The sequence below is a fragment of the Sphingobium sp. B11D3B genome (genome assembly GCF_025961735.1).
Taxonomy (GTDB): Bacteria; Pseudomonadota; Alphaproteobacteria; order Sphingomonadales; family Sphingomonadaceae; genus Sphingobium.
Map to the genome: position 1 here is coordinate 1,264,734 of NZ_JAOQOF010000001.1, position 20,635 is coordinate 1,285,368.

Genomic DNA, 20,635 nt, shown 5'->3' on the forward strand with positions numbered 1-20,635 from the left:
CGCACAATAGCGCTGCGTTCAATTGTGCTCACGAGGCGAGGAAAGCCGCGTTGGTCCGCGCGCCCTCGCGGTGCGGTGCAGCACGTCGCGCGTCAGGCACGGTTTAGCGGGAGGCGACCAGCGCCAGCTGCGGCCCGTGCTGAGCTAGCACCACCTTGGTCACACCGCGCACCGTTTCGACCCGCTCGCCAAGCTCGGCATCGAGCTGGAAATCCTCGCCGAGGATGACCCGCGCCCGCCCGCCATCGGGCAGCGCCGCGTCCAGCTCCACCGTCGAGCGCGCGCCGCGCCGTTCGCCCAGCATCTGCCGGAGCGCAGGAATAGCGCTCGGCTCCTCCACGGAAATGACCATCCGCATTCGCGCCGTGCCCGCGAGGCGCGCGAAGGACTGGACGTTGCGCACGGTGACGCGCGGGGTCTCCTCACCGGGCTGGCGATCCAGCTCCACGGTCAGCAGGGCGCATTCGTTGCTCTCGTGCAGGGTGGCGAGCAGCTTGCAACTTTCCTCATCGAAGCAACTGGCCTGGAACTGCCCGCTCGAATCCGAGAAGGTCGCCGAAGCATAGCGGGCGCCGCGCTTGGTCTCGCGCCAGCGTATATCCTCGATCAGCCCGGCCATCATCGCGCCCGTGCGGTCGCCCCCGCCAATGCCATCCGACTGGCCGCACAGTTCCGCATAGCTGCGCACGCCTTTGCCGCGCGCGAGGATGCGGTAGCGGTCCACGGGGTGCGCCGAGAAATAGAAGCCGAACGCCTCCTTCTCCTGCGCCATGCGCTCGACGGCGGCCCATTTCACATCCGGCAGCGGCACATCCGCATGGGAAACATCCTCCCCACCGAACAAGCCGCCCTGCCCGCTCTCGCGCTGCTCGGCGGCTTTGGCGGCAACCGCCAGCAGCGCCTCGGCCGCGGCATGGACCACCGCGCGGTCCAGCCCCAGGCTGTCGAAGGCGCCGGCCGCCGCGAGACTCTCAAGCTGCCGACGATTGAGCAGGCGCGGCTCGATCCGCCCGGCGAGATCATCGAGATCGCGGAACGCGCCGCCCCGGAACCGCTCCTCGACCAGCGTCTCCATCGCCTTCTCGCCCACCCCCTTGAGGCCACCGAGCGCATAACGCACGGCATGGCGACTGGCGTCCTCCGGGTCCGGTTCCACCGAGAAATCGGCTTCGCTCACGTTGATGTCGGGCGGCAGGCAGGTCAGGCCCATGCGGCGCATGTCATCCACGAAGACGGTCAGCTTGTCCGTCTGGTGGATATCGAAGGCCATGGAGGCGGCGTAGAATTCGGCCGGATAATGGGCCTTGAGCCAGGCCGTCTGATAAGCGAGCAGCGCATAGGCTGCGGCGTGGCTCTTGTTGAAGCCGTAACCGGCGAACTTGTCGATCAAGTCGAACAGCTCATTGGCCTTCTTCTTGTCGATCTGGTTGTGCGCCTTGCAGCCTTCGACGAAGGTCGCGCGCTGGGCGTCCATCTCCGCCTTCACCTTCTTGCCCATGGCGCGGCGCAGCAGATCGGCGCCGCCGAGCGAGTAGCCGGCAAGGATCTGCGCGGCCTGCATCACCTGTTCCTGATAGACGAAGATGCCGTAGGTCTCGTTCAGGATCGGCTCGAGAAGATCATGCGGATATTCAATCGCCTCCTCGCCATTCTTACGGCGTCCGAACAGCGGGATATTGTCCATCGGGCCGGGCCGGTAGAGCGAGACGAGCGCGATGATGTCGCCGAAATTGGTCGGCTTCACGGCGGCGAGCGTCTTGCGCATGCCCTCGGATTCCAGCTGGAACACGCCGACCGTGTCGCCCCGCTTGAGCAGATCGTAGACCTTCGCGTCGTCCCAGCTCAGCCCTTCCAGATCGACGCTAACGCCGCGCTTGGCGAGCAGCTTGACCGCGCGCTGGAGCACCGAGAGGGTCTTGAGGCCCAGAAAGTCGAACTTCACGAGTCCCGCGCTCTCGACATATTTCATGTCGAACTGGGTCACCGGCATGTCGGACTTGGGATCGCGGTAGAGCGGGATCAGCTCCGACAACGGACGATCGCCGATCACGACGCCGGCGGCGTGGGTAGAGCTGTTGCGCGGCAGGCCTTCCAGCATCATCGCCTGATCGACCAGCCGCTTGATCTGTCCGTCCGCCTTGTATTCGGCCACGAACTCGGCGGAGCCGTTCATGGTCCGCTCCAGCGTCCATGGGTCGGTCGGGTGGTTGGGGACGAGCTTGGCCAGCCGGTCGACCTGATTATAGCCCATTTGCAGCACCCGGCCGGTATCCTTGAGCGCCGCGCGCGCCTTCAGCGTACCAAAGGTGATGATCTGCGCGACCTGATCATGGCCATATTTGCCCTGCACATAGCGAATGACCTCGCCGCGCCGGGTTTCGCAAAAGTCGATGTCGAAGTCCGGCATCGACACGCGCTCGGGATTGAGGAAGCGCTCGAACAGCAGGCCCAGCGCCAGCGGATCGAGATCGGTGATCGTCAGCGCCCAGGCGACGACCGAACCAGCGCCCGATCCACGGCCCGGCCCCACCGGAATATCCTGCGCCTTTGCCCATTTGATGAAGTCGGCCACGATCAGGAAGTAGCCGGGGAAGCCCATCTGGATGATGATATCCAGCTCGAAATCGAGCCGGGTGAAATAGTCCGGATAGCTCTCCCGCAGCGCAGCTTCGTCAAGCTCGGCCGCGGCCTCGCCATGCGTCTGCTGGTGGATCTTGCGCAGGCGCCCGACCAGACCCGCCGTCGCATCGACGCGCAACTGCGCCTCCTCACCGTCGCGGTCGCCGGCAAGGCTGGGCAGGATCGGCTTGCGCTTGGGCGCCATCACCGCGCAGCGCTGCGCCACGACGAGGGTGTTGGCGATGGCTTCGGGCAGATCGGCGAACAATTGCTGCATCGCATCGGCCGGCTTCATCCAGCTTTGCGGCGAGCTTTTCGGGCGGTCGTCGCTCTCGACATAGCTGCTGTTGGCGATGCAGAGCAGCACGTCATGGGCCGGATGGAAGCCGGCATCGGCATAACAGGCGGGATTGGTGGCGACGAGCGGCAGGTTGCGCGCATAAGCGAGGTCGATCAGCGCGTCTTCCGCCGCCGCCATGATCGCATCGTCCGTGCGGGACAGCTCGATATAGAGACGATCGCCGAACATCGCGGAGAGACGGCCAAGATAGCGACCGGCTTCCTCCGGAAGGCCTTCCGCCAGCAACCGGGCGAGTGCGCCTTCGCCGCTGGCCGTCAGGCAGATGAGCCCATCGGCATGGCGCTCCAGCGCCTCGAAGGAGACATGCGCCTCCTCCATTTCCGGCCGCTCGACATGGGCGCGGCTCGCCAGCGCGCAGAGATTGCCATAGCCGACATCATCCTGCGCCAGCAGGACAAGCCAGTCGATCTGCACCGGCGCATTGTCCGGCCGGCCGGGGCGCGCCACCGCGAGCGTCGTGCCGATGATCGGCTGCACGCCGGCCTTGGCGGCCGCGTCGGAGAAGGCCATGGCCGCATAAAGGCCGTTCCGATCGGTCAGCGCGGCGGCCGGGAAGCCCAGTTCCTTGGCCCGCGCGGCAAGCTGCTTGGGCGCAATCGCGCCTTCCAGCAGGGTGTAGGCCGACAGGTTTCGGAGCGGAACATAGGGCTGGTGCGGCATGACCGCTGTTATGGGGCTTTGGCGTCCATCTGGAAAGGGCCGCGCGCAAGTTACCCACAGGCTTTGCACCACTGAGACCGCCGGCACTGGGTCATCCCCGCAATCCCCCTGAACGCCCGATCTTGCAAGGACTTGCGCGCCGGACCCAAGATGGTTCAATGAGTCGCAGACACAGGGGACGGGATTATGGACATCGAACCGACGGGTGGCACGGCGCCATCGCTCATGGACCGCGCGAAGGCGATCATTCTCAAGCCCAAGGCGGAATGGCCGGTGATTGCGGCGGAGACGACGCCGAGCGGTGACATCTTCACCAACTACGCCCTGCCACTGGCGGCGATCAGCCCGATCGCGGCCTTCGTCGGCGGCCAGCTCTTCGGCTTCGGCGCGTTCGGCTTCAGCTATCGCCCGTCGCTGATGGGCGGCCTCTCCATGGCGATGACGAGCTTCATTCTGGCGCTGGTCAGCCTGTTCCTCATCAGCTTCATCACCAGCAAGCTCGCGCCCAAATTCGGCGGTGTCGGCAGTTTTCGCAACGCCTTCAAGCTCGTCGCCTATTCGATGACGGCCAGTTGGCTAGCCGGCATCTTCAGTATCGTGCCGTCGCTCAGCTTCCTTGGAATTCTCGGCCTCTATTCTTTCTATCTCTTCTATGTCGGCGCGGCCCCGCTGATGAAAGTGCCGCCCGAGAAGGCGCTGACCTACACGATCGTGACGGTGCTGTGCGTGCTGGTGATCTATATCGTCATCGGCGCGATCACCGCCACGGTGGGCCGCACCTTCGGCTTCTCGCCCTCGGGCAGCCTGGGCGGCGGCACGGTGACGACGGAGGATGGCGCGACGATCGCCCTGCCCGGCGTCGGCAACATCGATACCGGCAAGATCGAGCAGGCAGCGCGCGACATGGAAGCCGCGCAGACCCGTGAGGCCGTCGCCCCGGCGCAATTGCAGGCGCTCCTGCCCGCCAGCATTGGCGCCTATCAGCGCACGGCAATCAGCAGCGTCAAGGCCGGCCCCACCAGCCAGGCCGAGGCAAGCTATGAAGCGGGCGGCAAGCGCTTCACCCTCAAGGTCTCCGACATGGCGGTGATGGGCGCGATTGCCGGCATGGCAAGCGCCATGGGCGTTGAATCCAACCGTGAGGATGGCGACAGCTATGAGCGCACCACGACGGTGGACGACAATATGATCATCGAGCGGTGGGACCGCGGCGCCGGCAATGGATCGTTCGCAACCACGGTCGACAAGCGCTTCATGGTCGAGGCAGAGGGCGACGCCGGCAGCATCGACGAGCTGAAGGCCGCCGTTGCCGCCATCGACATGGCCAAGCTCAAAGGCCTAGGGCGCTAATCAGGCGCCGATCCGTTCAGAAATCGCCTGCGCCTGAGCGGTTCAGGCGCGAGGCTGAAAGCGTCGGCGATTACCAGTCCAGCACTTCGCCATCATAGGCCCAGAAGCGGCCGCTATTCTCCATGCTCAGGCCATCGAGCACCTGCCGCAATCCCGCCGCGCTGGTCTCGACGTCGATGTCCGCGCCGGGGCCACCCATATCGGTGCGTACCCAGCCGGGGTGGAGGGAAGCCACCGCAATCCCCTCGCCTGCCAGATCGGCGGCCAGGCATTGGACGACCTTGTTCACCGCCGCCTTGGAGGCGCGATAAGCGAGATGGCCCGACTGCGGCGCGGCCATCGACCCCATGCGGCTGGAGGTCACCGCTACGCGCGGATGAGCCGCCTTGCGCAAATTGGGCAGCAGCGCCTGGATCACCCGCAGCGGGCCGAGCACGTTCACATCGAGCGTGTGCAGGAAGCCATCGAAGTCCATGTCCGTGCTGCTCTGACGCTCGGGGCCGATCACTCCGGCATTGGCAAGCAGCAGGTCGACCGGCCTGCCGTCCAGCGCCGCCGCAAACTTGCTGACCGATTGCGCATCCGCCACATCCAGCGCCATGGTGGTGCCGAAGATGGGGTCGGCCCGGTCTTCGCCGCGCATGGCGCGGATCACATCATGCCCGTCCTGCGCATATTGCCGCGCCAGTTCCAGGCCGATGCCCCGATTGGCGCCGGCGATCACGATGGTTGCCATGAGTCGTCTCCTGTCGCGTGCCGCCGGCCACCATGGCGCGCCGGCACAAATCGCTAATCGAGAAACCCGTCATGCAGCCGAACGATCCGGTCCATCCGCGCCGCCAACCGCTCATTATGCGTTGCGATGAGGGCGGCCGAGCCCTGCTCGCGGACCAGCCTGATGAATTCGTCCAGCACCACATCGGCCGTGCGCTCATCCAGATTGCCGGTCGGCTCATCGGCCAGCACCAGCGCCGGGCGATTGGCAAGCGCGCGCGCCACCGCGACGCGCTGTTGCTCGCCGCCGGAAAGCTGACTGGGCTTATGCTCCAGCCGGTGCCCGAGGCCAAGGCTGGTAAGCAGGCTTTCTGCCCGCGCTCGCGCCTCAGCCTTGCTCTTGCCGAGGATCAGCTGCGGCAGGATGACATTCTCGACCGCGCTGAAATCCGGCAGCAGATGATGGAACTGGTAGACGAAGCCGAGCTTCTCCCGCCGCAGCGTCGTACGGCCATCGTTGCCCTCGCTCGCAACCTCGACGCCGCAGAGGCGGATCGAGCCGCCAAAGCCGCCCTCCAGCAGGCCGATCGCCTGCAACATGGTCGACTTGCCAGAGCCGGACGGGCCGAGCAGCGCCACGATCTCGCCGGCCTGAACGTTCAGGTCCACGCCGCGCAGCACGTCGATCTTGGCGCCGCCCTGCGTGAAGCTGCGCGACAGGCTGTGAACGGAGAGCACCTCACTCATAGCGCAGCACCTGTACGGGGTCGGTATTGGCAGCCTTGAAGGCCGGATAAAGCGTGGCGAGGAAGCTGAAGCCCACCGCCATGATGCAAATCGCGCCAATCTCGACCGGATCGGGCTTGGATGGCAGCGAGGTCAGGAAGCGGATCGACGGATCCCAGAGTTGCTGGCCGGTGAGCATCTGCACGCCATCGACAATGCCCTGGCGGAAGAACAGGATCACCGAGCCAAGCACAAGGCCTGCGCCAGTGCCGAGCGTGCCGATGGTCACGCCCACCGTCACGAAAATCCGCAGCAGACTACCGCGCGTGGCGCCCATCGTGCGCAGAATCGCGATGTCGCGCGTCTTGGCGCGGACCAGCATGATGAGGGAGGAGAGGATGTTGAACACCGCGACCAGAATGATGAGCGAAAGGATGACGAAGGAGACCACACGGTCCACCTGCAAGGCCTCGAACAGGCTGGCATTCATCTGTCGCCAGTCGATCACCTGGCCCTGCGTTGCCACCTGCTTGGCCAGCGGCGCCAGAATCTCGCCGACCCGGTCAGGATCTTCGGTCTGCAGCTCGACCATGCCGACCTTGTCGCCCATCAGCAGCAGCGTCTGGGCATCCTGCATCGGCATGATCACGAACGCCTTGTCATAATCATAGATGCCGATTTCGAAGATGGCGCCGATCTCATAGGGGAGCTGGCGCGGCACCGTGCCGAAGGGCGTCGAGCGCCCGGCCGGATTGATGACGCTGATCGACTGGCCAACGCCCACGCCAAGCGCCTCGGCCAGGCGGGAGCCGATCGCCACCTTGCCGCTGCCGGCACGCACATCCTTGAGCGAGCCTGCCAGCACCTTGCCGGAGAGCGACGCATTGTCGTGAATATCGGCTTCCGTCATGCCGCGAATCAGAGCGGCTTCCACCCGGCCGTTAAACGTCGCCAGCAGCGGCTGCTCGATTAGGGGCGTCGCGCTGGTCACGCCCGGGGTGGCTCGCGACTGCCGCGCGATCTCCTCCCAATTGTCCAGCCGCCCGCCATAGCCCTGCACCACCGCATGGCCGTTCAAACCCACGATCTTGTCGAACAGCTCGGCGCGGAAGCCGTTCATCACGCTCATCACCACGATCAGCGCGCCCACGCCCAGCATCACCGCGACGAGGCTGATGGAGGCGACCAGAAAGATGAATCCCTCACCCTTGCCAGGCAGCAGGTAGCGCCGGGCGATCATGCGTTCGTAACGATTGAGGATCATGGCAGGGGCAGAAGCCTCGCGGGGGGACAGTCTGCGCACCTCTATGGTGCGGGGGAGGGAGTGGCAAGGGCTAGCGGCCTGACCGGGGGCATGGCGCGCCTGTTGCGGATATGGCACAGGGTGCTTAACAATTTCGTAGCGTCGCAACTTGCCTGATGACAGCCGCCGTGCGTCATCCTAGCGTCAGCGGCGAAACACAGGCAATCATAGCAGGCCGTGGTTCAGGGATGTCGCATCCCGCCTGACTCGCTTGAGGGGGCCGGACAGGTGAGCGGAAGCGACGCCAAAGGGGGAGACGATTAATCGTCCACGGGCGCCCGGATCGGCAACGATCTGGGCGCTTAGTCTTTGTGGCAATCTTCCCCGCACGCCTAGCACCCGATTGTTGCCGGATGATGTCAGCGCGAGCGGCACCGCTTGGCTGTGCAAAAATCATGATCACTCGCCTCACCTGCCCCTCTTGAAAGGGCATGGCGCGCGCATATCTCTGCCCTGTCCGGTCGCCCATGATGGGGATCGGCTGATGCACCGGGCGCCGAGTACGGGCCTGGCATCGCAGTTCAAACACGCTCCAATGGAGGATTTGATTATGCGTGGCTTTGATTTGACTCCCTACCGCCGCTCCACTGTCGGCTTCGATCGCCTGTTCGACCTTATCGAGAACAGCGCGCGCCTGCAGCAGACGGACAATTATCCGCCCTATAACATCGAGCGGCTTGATGAGGATCGCTATCGCGTGACGGTCGCCGTCGCCGGTTTCAAGGCGGAAGAAATCGACATCACGGCGCAGCAGAACCTGCTCCAGATCACTGGCCGCAAAGCCGAGGTAGCGGAGAGCGAGCGCGCCAATTATCTTCACCTCGGCATCGCGAACCGCAGCTTCGAGCGCCGGTTCGAGCTGGCCGACTTCGTGCGCGTCGAGCGCGCCGACCTCGCCGACGGCCTGCTCATCGTAGAGCTGGTCCGTGAGGTGCCGGATGCGATGAAGCCGCGCAAGATCGCCATTAACGGCAAGGGCGAGGTCATCGACCTCTCAAGCGACAAGAACGCCGCCTGATCCGTTCAACCCTCTCTCACCAGTCGGAGAGATGAGCGCCCGGGGAGACCCGGGCGCTTTTTTTGTGGCGGCCCCTCCCGCCGCATCATTCCTCAAGCCGCCAGAGAATACGCTGATTAAAGCCGCTCATCACGGGCTGACCCAGCGCATCGCGCGCCGGCGTGTACCGGGCACGCGTCGTGATCATCTCGCACGAAGCCTTGTCCAGCACATCATGACCGCTGCTTTCCACCAGTCTGCAATCGAAAGGCTGGCCGGTCTCATCGACGGTGAAATGGATGATGGTCGCGCCTTCCCAGCCGTTACGCCGGGCGAGCAGAGGATAGTCGACGGCTGGCACGGCTCCCTGCAGCCTCGCCCGCGTTGCTGGCGCTTTCAGGGCATCTTTTGCCGGATCATAAGGCGGCGGAACCGCGACATGTGCATAGTCGTCCTCGATCGCTTCGGGCGCGCCGAGGACCACCGCTTCCGCCAAGGCGCCGAATGCCGCCTCGGCTCGCTCGAAATGCCCTGCATAATCAACGTCGATCTGCACGGCTTTCCCAGCCCATAGCAGCAAGGCCCCGAGCCCAGCCACACCGACGAGCGCCAACAGAAAATCCTGTGATTTGCGGTTCATACCCCCATCTCCGTTCCCGCATCATGCCCGAGCAGCCCGCCAAGGCGCAACCGCTCACCCTGACCATATCGATAGCCGCACCAGAAGCATTGGCCCCTGCCCCATCTTGCGCTAATCGCGCGGCATGACTGATCGATCGCCTCTCGCTCGCCCCTTCCCCGCCCTCCCGGATATTGCCGGCGTGACGCCGCGCGTCGCCCGCGCCCGATACAAGCAATGGGATCGCTGCGACCTCACTTATGTGGAACTGGCGGAAGGCACCGCTGTGGCCGGCGTCTTCACCCGGAACGTCTGCTGCTCGACCGAGGTCGAGCTTGGCCGCGAAAGCGCCGCGCAGGGCAAGGCGCGCGCATTGATCGTCAATGCCGGAAACAGCAACGCCTTCACCGGTTTTCGGGGGCGCGAAGCCGTGGACCAGATTCGCGATCAGGTCGCAGGGCACCTGGGTTGCGCCGCCAGCGACGTGTTTGTGAGCTCGACCGGGGTGATCGGCGTGCCGCTGCCTCGCGATAAGGCCCAGGCCGGCGTCGAGACGGCACTGGCCGCTAGGCCCTGCACCTGGGAGCAGGCGGCCGAGACCATCGGCACCACGGACACCTTTGCCAAAGGTGCGACGACAAGCGCGGTGATCGGCGACAAGACCGTCCGCCTCTCTGGCATCATCAAGGGTTCGGGCATGATCGCGCCGGATATGGCGACGATGCTGGGCTATATCTTCACCGATGCCGCCATCGCGCCCGATTTGCTCCAGCAGATGCTGAGCGCCGTCAACCGGCGCAGCTTCTCGTGCATCACCGTGGATGGCGACACCTCCACCAGCGACACCGTGCTGCTCTTCGCGACCGGCAAGGCCGGCAACGCCCCCCTCACGAGCATGGACGATGCCGGCGCCGACGCGTTTCAGGCAGCGCTGAATGACATCTGCACCCAGCTCGCCCAACTCGTGGTGCGTGATGGCGAAGGCGCGCAAAAGTTCATCGAGGTCGAGGTGACGGGCGCCGTCAGCGACGACAGCGCCCGGCGCATCGGCCTCTCCATTGCCAATTCCCCACTGGTGAAGACGGCGATCGCCGGAGAAGATGCCAATTGGGGCCGCGTGGTCATGGCGGTCGGCAAGGCCGGCGAACCGGCGGATCGCGACAAGCTGGCCATCCGCTTTGCTGACAAATGGGTGGCGCAGGACGGACTTGCCGTGGACAGTTATGACGAAGCCCCGGTGGCGGCGCATCTCAAGGGGCAGGATGTCCGCATTGGTGTCGATCTGGGGCTGGGCACAGGCCGCGCGACCGTGTGGACCTGCGATCTCACCCATGGCTACATCTCGATCAACGCCGATTACCGGAGCTAAGCCTCATGAACAGCCTCAGCAGCGCCGTGCGCGCGCTCCTGCGTGATGTCGCGCGCGATGTCGTCCTGCCGCGCTACCAGAACCTCGCCAATCATGAGGTGGAGGAAAAGACGGTCGGCGAGCTGGTGACCATTGCCGACCGCGAAGCCGAGTTGCGCCTCAATGAAGGGCTGAGCCGCATCCTGCCAGAGGCGGGCCTTGTCGGCGAGGAAGCCTGCGCGACCGACCCCGGCCTTACTGGCAAGCTCGAAACGGGTCTCAACTGGGTGATCGATCCCATTGATGGCACAGCGAATTTCGCTTCCGGAAAGCCGCCCTTTGCCATCATGGTCGCGCTGGCCGATGCCGGCGTGATCCAGGCGGGCTGGATCCTCGATCCGCTGACCGGGCGCCTGTGCGAGGCCTCGCTCGGACAGGGGGCGTGGATCGATGGCGAACGGGTCGAGGCCCGGACGAGCGGCGCGGATATCCCGGTTGCCGGACTGTCCGTGCTGTTCCTGAACCCCGCAGACCGGCAGGCGATGATCGACCGCGTCGAAGGCCAGTTCGCCATTGCCGACATTCCGCGCTGTGCCGGGGAGCAATATCCCCGCATCGTGCTGGGCGTGCATGATCTCGCTGCGTTCGAGCGCACCTTGCCATGGGATCATGCCCCCGGCGCGCTCTTCGTCAACGAGGCGGGCGGTCGTGTCGCGCGCCCGGATGGCTCGCCCTATCGGCTGGCAGCCGATCCGGGGCGCGGCCTGCTTGCGGCGGCGTCTCCGGCTCTATGGGATCGTGCGGCCGCGGTTCTGTACGGTTAATCAATGCCCAGCACAAAATGCTGTTTTATAACGATAACTGAAAACAAAAAGGGCGCCGTTTGGCGCCCTTTCTTTGGCTCACCGCCAATGGTGGTCGGTTGCCTTACAGTTCGCCTTCGATCCAGCCCTTGAGCGCGCTCTTGGGGGCGGCACCGACCTTGGTCGCGGCCGGCGCGCCATTCTTGAACAGGATCATGGTCGGGATGCCGCGCACGCCATAGCGAGTCGGCGCGTCGGGATGGTCATCGATATTGAGCTTGGCGATGGTCACCTTCTCGCCCAATTCCTCGCTGATTTCTTCCAGAGCGGGTCCGATCATCTTGCACGGGCCGCACCATTCAGCCCAGAAATCGACCAGAACAGGCTTGTCGGACGCAATCACGTCCTCATGGAAGCTGGCGTCGGAAATTGCCTTGGTAGCCATCGTCGAAACTCCTTCTGTCGAACGTCTATCTAGGTTGCCGAGGCGTCCGCCTCAAGGTCGGTGCTGCCCAACTTGTGCTCCTGTGCCAGCAAGCCGGGCTTGTGCGCGGCAAGCAAGGCCGGCGGCAGATCGATGAGGCGGGGGGCCGCTGTGTAAAGCAGACTTACCCGTTGCGGACGACCGGGAAAAATCTCGGCCAGCGCCGCCGCATAGGCCGCCATCTGGCGAACATGCGTCATAGGCAAATCCACTGCATTGTCAGGGATATGCCGCCCGGTCTTGAAATCAACAATATGGATGAGATCATCCGTCACCTGCAGCCGGTCCACCGTGCCCGCGATCACCTGCCCGGCTACGACGGCCGCGATGGGCGCTTCTGCCAGCGCATCCGGGCCGAACAGCGCGGCATGCTCGGGGTCGTCGAGTACGGCGCGGACATGCGCGAGCAGGTCGGTGCGCATCCCGGCATCGGCCACGCCGGCCCGCTGCAGCCAGCGCGAGGCGGCAGCAGAGCGCTCGGCGGCAGGCAGATCCGGCAGACGCTCGAACAGCGCGTGGAGCAGCCGGCCCCGCTCTGCGGCGGCACGCATGGCGGCATCCGGCGGCGGATTGGGCACGTCATCCTCGACCAGCGCGGAGGGAGACAACGGACGCGGCGGCCGTGCTTCCTGCGGCGCCGGCGCGCGCAGCCAGGCGGGCAGCGCGGGTTCTGCGGCGCTGGCATCTGCCTCGCGGGCCTTCTTCGGCTTGGCTGGCGCAAGACCCGCCGGGCCGGACCAGCGCAGGGATTTGCCCCAGTCGGGCACGTCCGCCTCGGCAGCCCCGAGCGTCCGCATCGCGAGATCGACAGCCTGATACCAGCTTTCCCTGGGCGGCTCACCCTTGGCGCGGCTACCGAGCGATCCGGTGACGATCAGCCGCTCTTCTGCGCGCGTGAGGCCGACATAGAGCAAGCGCCAATGTTCCTCCATGTCGAGCCGCTCGGCGGACTGCATGGCTTGTTCGATCGCCGGCGCGGCTTCGCCCTTGGCGGGGCGGATGAGCGGCAAGCGGGCGGCCTCGGTCACCGGCAGGCTCACGGCGTCGGCGCGGGGGCGCTGGCTGGGATCAAAGGCGGCATCGGCCAGAATGACGATGGGCGCCTCCAGCCCCTTGGCGCCATGCACGGTCATCACCCGCACCATGTCACCGCCCTCGCCCAGTTCGCGCTTGATGTCCGCGTCGCCACGGTCGAACCAGTCGATGAACCGCTGCAGCGAGGGATGATCGTCGGCCTCGAAGCCCAGAGCGACATTGAGCAGCTCGTCAATGGCATCGCGCGCTTCCTCGCCGAGCCGGGCGATCAGCTTGCGCCGACCGTCCATGGCGCCGGAGAGAATGGCCTCGAGATAGCGATAGGGCGTCGTGAAATCGGCCTGCCCCAGCAGCGTGCGCAGCGGGGCCTGAAGCTCCGCCGCCAACGTGGCCCGGACATGGCTCCACAGCGAGCCATCGCGCGGGACGGCGCGCGCCAGCAATTCATCCTGCGTCCAGCCGATCAGCGGCGAGACCAGCAGGTTGGCGAGATTGAGATCGTCTTCGGGCTGCACCGCAAAGCGCAGGGCCGCCAACAGATCGCGCACGGCGAGCGGGGCCTGAAGCCGCAGCCGGTCCACACCCGCCACCGGCACCCCCACCTCATACAGCCGCGCGACGATCAGCCGGGAGAGCGCGCTGCGGCTACGGAGCAGGATCAGCACATCGCCGGCGCGCGCCGGGCGACCTTGCGTGGCCAGCGGCGTGCCGATCATGCCCTTGACCAGCCGCGCGATCTTCTCGGCATGGCGGCGCTGTTGATCGGCCAGCCAGTCTTCCTCTCCCTCGCCGGCAGTCTCGTCAGCCTCGCCGTCCTCATCGCTCTCGCTCGGCAGCAATGAGGTCGGCGGAAGCAGCAGCACCTCGCCGGGATGCTGGCGGGCGGCCTGATGGGGGGCGGACGGCGACTCCAGCCCCAGGCGATCATGCCCCACCGCGTCCAGCACCGCGTCGACGACATCGAGCACGGCCGGCATGGAGCGGAAGCTGCGGGCCAAAGGCAATTCGGCGAAGGGGTGGCCGACGCGCTCGGTTGCCTCGCGGAAGCGCTGCAGGGCGCTGGAAAAGGCCTCGGGACTGGTGCCCTGAAAGCCGAAGATCGCCTGCTTGGTATCGCCCACCACGAACAGGGTGCGCAGCCGCGCCTGCTCGTCGGGCTCAACCTCGAGGAACTCCTCGACGATGGACCAGACGATGTCCCACTGCGCGTCATTGGTGTCCTGCGCCTCGTCCACCAGGATATGGTCGACCTGCTGATCGAGCTTGTAGCGGATCCAGTCCGCCATGCCGGGCTGGATGAGCAGCGCGCTCGCGCGGCCGATCAGATCATCGAAATCGACAGCGCCAGCCTGTCGCTTGGCCTTGGCATAGGCCCGCGCATAAGCACGGCCCGCCGTCAGTCCCTGCGCCGCCGTGCGCGCGAAGGCGGCTTGCTTGCGCAGATCGAGCAGAGCCTTGATCGCCGCGCCGCACGCGCTGGCGAGATCGACATAATCCGGCTCGGCTTCCAGCAGGTTCTTGTTGGCGCGGTTCTTGACCTCGCCTTCCTTGGTGAGCAGCACGCCGAGCAGGTCCGCCAGTCCCTCGGCGCGCTGGACCTCGGAGCCGCTTAGCCAAGCCGCGATCATATCAGCGCACGCTAGGCCGGATTTGGCACCCCATGCACCATTGGCCCGCGCGACGGCCTGCAACGCGGCCACCGGAAACACGCCCTCGGCGCAGCGATCCGCCAGATGCGCATCGATGTCGCCATCCGGCAGGTCGAGGAAGGCAAGGAGGAAGCCCGCCAGATCTTCCGGCAACATCTCCAGCAGTTGCGCCGCGGGCACGCAGCGCGCGAGATAGGCCTGCGTGCCTTCCTCGCCCAGCCGCAGGGCCAGCATCTCCAGCGCCGCCAGCACCGGATCGTCCTGCGCCTGCCCGGCCTCCTCGATCATCGCGATCAACGCACGCCGGGCCAGCTCGCCCTGCCCGCGCTCGTCGAGCGGCCGGAACCCGGGGACCAGCCCTGCCTCCAGCGGGAAGGCAGTCAGCAGGGCCTGACAGAAGCTGTGAATGGTCTGGATGCGCAGCCCGCCGCCGGTCGCATCCAGCACGCGCGCGAACAGCAGGCGGGCGCGGGCGATCGCCTCCGGCCCCGGATCCTCGCCGAGCGCCACCAGATCGCGCGCGACGTCGACGGACTGCCCCTGCACCCAGCGCGCCAACCGGCTGTGCACGCGCTCGGCCATTTCCGCAGCGCCCGCCTTGGTGAAGGTGAGGCACAAAATGCGCTCGGGCGCGACGCCGCTCAGCAGCAGCCGCAGAACCCGGGCCGAGAGCACAGCGGTCTTGCCGGTGCCGGCGGAGGCGCGCACCCAGCGATGGGCGGCGGGGTCCGAGGCGCTGGCCTGCTCGTGCGTCAGCCGGTTGAGTTCGCCCGCCTCAGCCATAGTTCACCTCCGGCAGGGGCTCGGCCCGCCGATCCCGCGCGAACCACTCATCCAGCCGCATGAGTTGGTCATAATCGGTGAACACGGGTGCATCGCTGTGCGGGCGTGCGGCGAACGGCTCGTCGCCTGTCAGCCAGCGCGCCACGGCATCATCGAAGAAGCCGGCGACCATCGCGAGGAAATCTGCCGTCACGATCCGCCTGTAGCTGCCCTTGGGGTCGGTCAACGGACGCTTGAAGCCGAAATTGCCATCCGTGCCCTTGCCGAGCTTCCAATATTCAAAGGCGCTCACATCCGATCCGGCGGCAAGACCCGCTTCCTTCGCAAACCCGCCGGCCTGCGCGATCAGCCCTAGCAAACCGAGCTGGAGCGAGAAGCCGGCCTTGACCTGCTTGACCGAGGCGGTCGCGCCGCTCTTGTAATCAACTATGGCCAGCGTGCCGTCCGCAACCCGGTCGATCCGGTCGGGCTTGCCGCGCAGGGTCACGCCTGCCCGCTCGATGCGGCCCCATTTTTCGCCGAACAGCACCTCGCGCCCCTGGCCGGCCTGACCGCGCACGGCGCTCGCCACCCAGTCGAGCGCGGCCAGCAAACGCGGCTGCCAGAGCGTCTTGAGCAGCGGATGGGCTTGCGCCTGCGCGATCATTTCCTGCGCCAGCGCAGAGAGCCGCGCCGGATCGTGCCCGCCTTCTTCCATCCAGCGCTGGAGGACATCATGCGCGCGGGTACCACGCCAGGCCGGGCCGGGGTCGGCATCCACGACGTCCAGCGGCGCCAGACGCAGAATGCGCGCGGCGTAGAAGGCGTAAGGGTCGGCCCGGAGGCGATCGACATCGGTGACGGCGATCTCGCGCGGGCGCAGGTCGGCGCGTGGGCGTGGCGCAGGCGTACGATAGGCGGGTGCGGGGGCATCAGGCCGGTCGATGGCCCGCGCGAGCGCGATCAGCCTGTCATCCTCGACCCAGCGCGCGCCGGTCATGGCCTTGAGCCGCAGCCAGAAGCGCGAGGCGACGGTGGGCGCGGAGGCATCCCGCCGGGCGCGGGAGAGGATCACCTGCGGCGCGCCCAGCCCATTGGCGAAATCATGCGCGGAGAGGCCGATGCGATAATCCAGCCCCGGCAGGCCAAGCGCGCGGCGGATGCGCGGGGCGAGCCATGGGTCAGGCGATGGCAGGCCGGGCCAGACGCCTTCATTGAGGCCGGCGAGGATCATCAGATCGGCCTGCTGCAGCCGCGCTTCCAGCAAGCCCAGGATCTGCAGGCGCGGGTGACCGCCCTGCGGGGGACGCACGGCCTGCCCGCCGAGGATCTGCGCGAGCATCCCCACGAAGCCGGCGCCATCCGCGCGCGCCGGCCCTTGCGGTGCTGCGGCTTCCGCATCGCCCAGGCATTGCGCGGCGGCATGGCCCTGATGACCGGCCCAGACGCGCTCCTCCGTCAGGGCCGAGGCCGCCTCGCGGACGGCGGCGAACAAGGCGGGCAGGCTCTGCTCTTCAGAAAAGGCCGCCTCCAAAGGCGCCAGCAGTGCTACGACCTGCGCCCACCAGGGACGCAGCGTTTCCCTCATCACCTGCTGCCGGCCGCCCTTCTCCGCGAGCAAGGCGGTGACACCGGCCAATCCCGCCGCCGGCCGGGGGCCGCGCAGCACCAGATCGAGGCGGCGCACGGATTCGAGCCACGCCAACCGCTCGTCGCCAGCCATCACCAGCGGATGCTTGAGCAGCGCCAGCAGCGGCACTGGCGCGAACTGTTCGGCACCGGCCTGCACGAGCGCCAGCAGCAGCGTGCCGGGCGGAAGCTGGGAGAGCGGGCGGCCGGCGCTGTCATCCGCCTCGATTCCCCAGCGGCGCAGATGCGCGGACACGCGCGTCGCGAGCGCACGATCCGGCGTCACGAGCGCGGCCGTGCGCCCTTCCGTCTCCACCGCCTCGCGCAGGGCGATGGCGATGGCCTGCGCCTCCTCGGCCGGGTTCGCCGCCTCGATGGCGCGGACATCCTTGAGCGAGCGCTGCGCCGTCGGCACATCCGGCCAGCCACCGGTGAGCAAAGCCGGCAGCAGCGCGTTGCTGATCGCCTTGCCCCGCGCGGCGCGGGCATCATGCTCGCTGCCCCATCGCCACAGCGCCACCTCGGCCCGGTGGGCATCCATCCGCTCCAGCAGCAGCTTGAGCGCAAATTGCGGGTGCGATTCATTGGCGGGCGGCGGCAAATCGCGCCCCAGCTCAGGCCGCGCGACGGGGCCGATCGCATCCCATTGCTCATCCAAGAGATTCTGGTCGAGATCGGGCAGCACCACAGCGCCGCGCGGCAGGCCAGCGACCGTCTTGAGCAGTCCCGCCACGGCTGGCGCATTGGTGACGACACCCGCGGCAACCACGAAGCGCTCCGGCGGCACCTCGCGCCAGCGGGCCGCAACATGATCGAGCAGGCGATTGCGCCGCTCGGCCATGTCGATCAGCCCGCGCGCGGCCAGTTCCTGCTGCCACTGGGCCGCCAATGCATCGAAATCGCTGAACGCGGCTTGCCAGTGGTGCGAGAGGTCATCGGGCTGCAGCGCCTTGAGATCGGCCAGCGCCTTGCGCTCGACGGTGAGCTGATCGAAAGCGGCCGCCAGCGCCGTCGCCAGCCGCCAGCCCTCGCCCGTTTCCAGCCGCTCGCCGCGACGCGCGCGCTGATCGATCACCAGCCGGGTCAGGATCATCAGCCGCTCGGCCGGCGCGATGGCTTGCGGAATATCCGCTTCCGCCCCGATCGGGCTGAGCGCGCTGCCCAGCGCCTCATCGAGATCGATATCGCCGATGGGCACCAGCCTCGGCAGCAGCAACCCGTTGCCGGAGGCGCGCACGAAGGCATCGCGCACCGCCCGCACCGCACGATTGTTCGGCAGCAATATGATGCCGCGTGCGAGCGCCAGCCCGCCATCGCGCCGGCCATGCTGGGCGAGAAGCCCGGCGGCGAGCGCATCCGAAAATGCCCGGTGAGCGGGGATGGTAAAGAGGGCCGGCGCGCGGCGCTCAGCCATCGGCCAACCCTGCCTCGACCAGCGGAATCGCCTGCGGGGTGCCGACATCGAACCATTGGCCGCCATGGCTCAGGCCAAAGGCGCGGCCCTGTTCAATCGCGCGGTCCCAGAAAATATTGGTCGAGAAGACCTCGCCCGGCGGATCGCGCACCAGGCGCGGCGAGAGGATTTGCACGCCGGTGAAGACGAACGGCGCCACGCGGCCGGGCTTGCGCCGGCTCAGGCGACCATTGGCCTCCATGTGGAAATCGCCAAGACCACGATGACCGGTGGCACGGGCGTGCGGGATGAGCAGCAGCAGCGCATCCATCGCGTCATCGTCCCAGCGGTCGGCCAGCGCGCGGATGGAGTCGAACGGCCCGTTGATCCATAGATTGTCGCTGTTCGCGCAGAGGAACGGCTTGTCGCCAAGCAACGGCAGGGCCTTGACCAGACCGCCGCCGGTTTCCAGCAACCGGGCGCGCTCATCGGAGACCGGATAGCTCGCACCCGTCCGCCGGGCACGCGACTCCAGATGCGCCTCGATGGGCCCGGCAAGATAATGGACGTTCACCACCGTGCGGCGAATGCCGGCGTCCTCGATGCGGTCCAGCGCATGATCCATGAGCGGCTGGCCAGCGACGCGGATCAGCGGCTTGGGCCGCGTGGCCGTGAGCGGACGCATCCGCTTGCCAAGGCCGGCGGCCATCAGCATCGCCGTCTCAAGCGTGGTGCTCATTGCGCGGATTGCCCCGCAGCCAGTTGGCCCCGCGCCGAGGCGGGCACATTCTGCGCGAACCAGTCGGCCACCGGCGCGAGCGCGGGATGGGCGAGATCGCGCTCCAGCAGCCCCCACATGCGCGGCAGGAAATCGAGATAGCGCGGCTTTCCGTCGCGCTTCCACAGGCGCGTGAAAATGCCGATGATCTTGGCATTGCGCTGGGCGCCCAACACCGCATAAGCCGCCTCGAAATCGGGCGAAGCTTTCGCGCGCGCCTGATAATGCGCCAGCATTACCTGCTCGACGGCCGGGCTCACATCGCGCCGGGCATCCTGCAGGAGCGAGACGAGATCATAGGCCGGGTGGCCGGCCAGCGCGTCCTGAAAGTCCAGCAGCCCAAGCCCGTGCGAGCGCGCATGGTCCGGCAGCAGCATGATGTTCTCAGCATGATAATCGCGCAGCACGGTCACCACCGGCGCTGTATCCTGCTCGGCAATCGGCAGCACCTTGTCCCATGCGGCGGTATAGCCCGCCGCGTCGACCGCAAGCCCTGCCGCCGGAGCGAACCACTCGGGGAGCAGCGCTGCCTCGCGCTGGTAGACGGCGCGGTCATAAGGCGCGAGGCCACTCTGGGCCGGCTGCTCATGAAGATCGGCGAGGAGGTCCACGGCGCGAGTGTAGATCGCCATTTCCTCGGCCGGCGCGGCATCCAGATGCTCGCGCACCCGCGCATCGCCTAAATCCTCGAGCAGCACGAGGCCCTGCGTCAGATCCCGCGCCAATATGGCGGGCGCCGCGAATCCGTTTTCACACAGCCACTCGCCCACGCTGATGAACGGGCGCGGATCTTCATGCGGCGGCGGCGCATCCATCAAAATGGCGCGCCGGTCACCCTCGACCACGCGGAAATAGCGCCGGAACGAGGCGTCACCGGCAAGCGGCAGGATTTCCGCCCCTGCCCATCCGGCTTGATCGAGAAACGGGCGCGCGCTTGGCGGCGGGATCATGTGACTGGCCATCGGCTCTCCCAAACGCGCGGCACCCGCGCTGTCAAGCGGCGCGTGCCATCCGCCAAAATGTCGATCTGCAGGGCAAGGGCAATGGCATCGTAGCGCCCGGCCAGACGGTCGGGCCATTCGATCGCCAGCGCGCCATCTTCGAGCCATTCGTCCAGCCCGAGTTCGCCGAGATCGCCCGTGTCCTCGATACGATAGAGATCGACATGGCCGACCGGCAGACGCGTCTCGGGCGGCTCATAGCCCTGCAGGATGGCGAAGGTCGGGCTTGGCACATCGCCTTCATGCCCAAGGCCCCTGAGCAGGCCGCGCGCGAGCGTCGTCTTGCCGGCGCCCAGCCCGCCGGTGAGCGTGATTACGTCGCCGAGCCGCAGCTTTGCGCCCAAAGCTGCGCCGAAATCGGTGAGCGCGTCTGCTGAGGAGAAGAAAAGGGCATGATCGGACAC

The 20,635-nt window shown here is 66.8% G+C and carries 15 protein-coding genes; 4 read left to right on the forward strand and 11 right to left on the reverse strand.

Annotated features, from left to right (window positions below; all coding sequences use genetic code 11):
* Nucleotides 1-103: 103 nt before the first annotated feature.
* Complete coding sequence (gene dnaE / locus M2333_RS06015) at nucleotides 104-3,640, reverse strand: DNA polymerase III subunit alpha (protein WP_264611161.1); 3,537 nt, start codon at nucleotides 3,638-3,640, stop codon at nucleotides 104-106.
* A gap of 186 nt (nucleotides 3,641-3,826) precedes the next feature.
* Here dnaE and M2333_RS06020 point away from each other — a divergent pair, with 186 nt between their 5' ends.
* Nucleotides 3,827-4,990, forward strand: a complete 1,164-nt coding sequence (locus M2333_RS06020) for a Yip1 family protein (protein ID WP_264611162.1) — start codon at nucleotides 3,827-3,829, stop codon at nucleotides 4,988-4,990.
* A 70-nt stretch (nucleotides 4,991-5,060) separates the two neighbouring features.
* Here M2333_RS06020 and M2333_RS06025 read toward each other — a convergent pair whose 3' ends face one another.
* Genes M2333_RS06025 through M2333_RS06035 form a run of 3 tightly spaced genes read right to left on the reverse strand, consistent with a single transcriptional unit; the run spans nucleotide 5,061 to nucleotide 7,694 of the window.
* Nucleotides 5,061-5,726 (reverse strand): SDR family oxidoreductase, encoded by a 666-nt coding sequence (locus tag M2333_RS06025; protein ID WP_264570169.1) that lies wholly within the window; start codon nucleotides 5,724-5,726, stop codon nucleotides 5,061-5,063.
* Between the two features lie 53 nt (nucleotides 5,727-5,779).
* Nucleotides 5,780-6,451 carry an ABC transporter ATP-binding protein gene (locus M2333_RS06030; RefSeq protein ID WP_264572695.1) on the reverse strand — a complete coding sequence of 224 codons (672 nt, stop codon included), beginning with the start codon at nucleotides 6,449-6,451 and terminating at the stop codon, nucleotides 5,780-5,782.
* Nucleotides 6,444-7,694, reverse strand: a complete 1,251-nt coding sequence (locus M2333_RS06035; protein ID WP_264611163.1) for a lipoprotein-releasing ABC transporter permease subunit — start codon at nucleotides 7,692-7,694, stop codon at nucleotides 6,444-6,446. Before M2333_RS06035 ends, M2333_RS06030 begins: the two co-directional genes overlap by 8 nt.
* A 589-nt stretch (nucleotides 7,695-8,283) precedes the next feature.
* On the opposite strand from M2333_RS06035, the gene M2333_RS06040 reads away from it, so the two are divergent.
* Complete coding sequence (locus M2333_RS06040; RefSeq protein ID WP_181559518.1) at nucleotides 8,284-8,751, forward strand: Hsp20 family protein; 468 nt, start codon at nucleotides 8,284-8,286, stop codon at nucleotides 8,749-8,751.
* Between the two features lie 85 nt (nucleotides 8,752-8,836).
* Here the strand turns inward: M2333_RS06040 and M2333_RS06045 are convergent, their stop codons facing one another.
* The gene (locus M2333_RS06045; RefSeq protein ID WP_264611164.1) at nucleotides 8,837-9,370 is read right to left on the reverse strand and encodes an energy transducer TonB; all 534 of its coding nucleotides are present in this window, start codon (nucleotides 9,368-9,370) and stop codon (nucleotides 8,837-8,839) included.
* Nucleotides 9,371-9,494: 124 nt separating this feature from the next.
* Here M2333_RS06045 and argJ point away from each other — a divergent pair, with 124 nt between their 5' ends.
* Both argJ and M2333_RS06055 read left to right on the forward strand, forming a co-directional pair.
* Nucleotides 9,495-10,718, forward strand: a complete 1,224-nt coding sequence (gene argJ / locus M2333_RS06050) for a bifunctional glutamate N-acetyltransferase/amino-acid acetyltransferase ArgJ (RefSeq protein WP_264611165.1) — start codon at nucleotides 9,495-9,497, stop codon at nucleotides 10,716-10,718.
* Nucleotides 10,719-10,723: 5 nt separating this feature from the next.
* A complete protein-coding gene (locus M2333_RS06055; protein ID WP_264611166.1) occupies nucleotides 10,724-11,521 on the forward strand; it encodes an inositol monophosphatase family protein in 798 nt (265 codons plus the stop codon).
* A 103-nt stretch (nucleotides 11,522-11,624) separates the two neighbouring features.
* Here the strand turns inward: M2333_RS06055 and trxA are convergent, their stop codons facing one another.
* The 6 genes from trxA to tsaE are packed head-to-tail and all read right to left on the reverse strand — an operon-like array spanning nucleotide 11,625 to nucleotide 20,635.
* Nucleotides 11,625-11,945, reverse strand: coding sequence for a thioredoxin (gene trxA / locus M2333_RS06060; protein WP_181559514.1), 321 nt, complete (start codon nucleotides 11,943-11,945; stop codon nucleotides 11,625-11,627).
* A gap of 29 nt (nucleotides 11,946-11,974) precedes the next feature.
* Nucleotides 11,975-15,451 carry a double-strand break repair helicase AddA gene (gene addA / locus M2333_RS06065; protein ID WP_264578768.1) on the reverse strand — a complete coding sequence of 1,159 codons (3,477 nt, stop codon included), beginning with the start codon at nucleotides 15,449-15,451 and terminating at the stop codon, nucleotides 11,975-11,977.
* Entirely contained in the window at nucleotides 15,444-18,473 is a 3,030-nt protein-coding gene (gene addB, locus M2333_RS06070; protein ID WP_264611167.1) for a double-strand break repair protein AddB, read from the reverse strand. The genes addA and addB overlap by 8 nt, the downstream gene beginning before the upstream one ends.
* A complete protein-coding gene (locus tag M2333_RS06075) occupies nucleotides 18,466-19,191 on the reverse strand; it encodes a nucleotidyltransferase family protein (RefSeq protein ID WP_264611168.1) in 726 nt (241 codons plus the stop codon). The genes addB and M2333_RS06075 overlap by 8 nt, the downstream gene beginning before the upstream one ends.
* Nucleotides 19,188-20,180: an aminoglycoside phosphotransferase family protein gene (locus M2333_RS06080; protein WP_264612577.1), complete on the reverse strand. Its 993-nt coding sequence runs from the start codon at nucleotides 20,178-20,180 to the stop codon at nucleotides 19,188-19,190. The genes M2333_RS06075 and M2333_RS06080 overlap by 4 nt, the downstream gene beginning before the upstream one ends.
* The gene (tsaE, locus tag M2333_RS06085) at nucleotides 20,177-20,635 is read right to left on the reverse strand and encodes a tRNA (adenosine(37)-N6)-threonylcarbamoyltransferase complex ATPase subunit type 1 TsaE (protein WP_264611169.1); all 459 of its coding nucleotides are present in this window, start codon (nucleotides 20,633-20,635) and stop codon (nucleotides 20,177-20,179) included. Before tsaE ends, M2333_RS06080 begins: the two co-directional genes overlap by 4 nt.

Bases quoted from the DNA above. Each gene is read 5' to 3' on its own strand.
- dnaE (WP_264611161.1), bottom strand. From the start codon at position 3,640: ATGCCGCACCAGCCCTATGTTCCGCTCCGAAACCTGTCGGCCTACACC.
- M2333_RS06020 (WP_264611162.1), top strand. From the start codon at position 3,827: ATGGACATCGAACCGACGGGTGGCACGGCGCCATCGCTCATGGACCGC.
- M2333_RS06025 (WP_264570169.1), bottom strand. From the start codon at position 5,726: ATGGCAACCATCGTGATCGCCGGCGCCAATCGGGGCATCGGCCTGGAA.
- M2333_RS06030 (WP_264572695.1), bottom strand. From the start codon at position 6,451: ATGAGTGAGGTGCTCTCCGTTCACAGCCTGTCGCGCAGCTTCACGCAG.
- M2333_RS06035 (WP_264611163.1), bottom strand. From the start codon at position 7,694: ATGATCCTCAATCGTTACGAACGCATGATCGCCCGGCGCTACCTGCTG.
- M2333_RS06040 (WP_181559518.1), top strand. From the start codon at position 8,284: ATGCGTGGCTTTGATTTGACTCCCTACCGCCGCTCCACTGTCGGCTTC.
- M2333_RS06045 (WP_264611164.1), bottom strand. From the start codon at position 9,370: ATGAACCGCAAATCACAGGATTTTCTGTTGGCGCTCGTCGGTGTGGCT.
- argJ (WP_264611165.1), top strand. From the start codon at position 9,495: ATGACTGATCGATCGCCTCTCGCTCGCCCCTTCCCCGCCCTCCCGGAT.
- M2333_RS06055 (WP_264611166.1), top strand. From the start codon at position 10,724: ATGAACAGCCTCAGCAGCGCCGTGCGCGCGCTCCTGCGTGATGTCGCG.
- trxA (WP_181559514.1), bottom strand. From the start codon at position 11,945: ATGGCTACCAAGGCAATTTCCGACGCCAGCTTCCATGAGGACGTGATT.
- addA (WP_264578768.1), bottom strand. From the start codon at position 15,451: ATGGCTGAGGCGGGCGAACTCAACCGGCTGACGCACGAGCAGGCCAGC.
- addB (WP_264611167.1), bottom strand. From the start codon at position 18,473: ATGGCTGAGCGCCGCGCGCCGGCCCTCTTTACCATCCCCGCTCACCGG.
- M2333_RS06075 (WP_264611168.1), bottom strand. From the start codon at position 19,191: ATGAGCACCACGCTTGAGACGGCGATGCTGATGGCCGCCGGCCTTGGC.
- M2333_RS06080 (WP_264612577.1), bottom strand. From the start codon at position 20,180: ATGATCCCGCCGCCAAGCGCGCGCCCGTTTCTCGATCAAGCCGGATGG.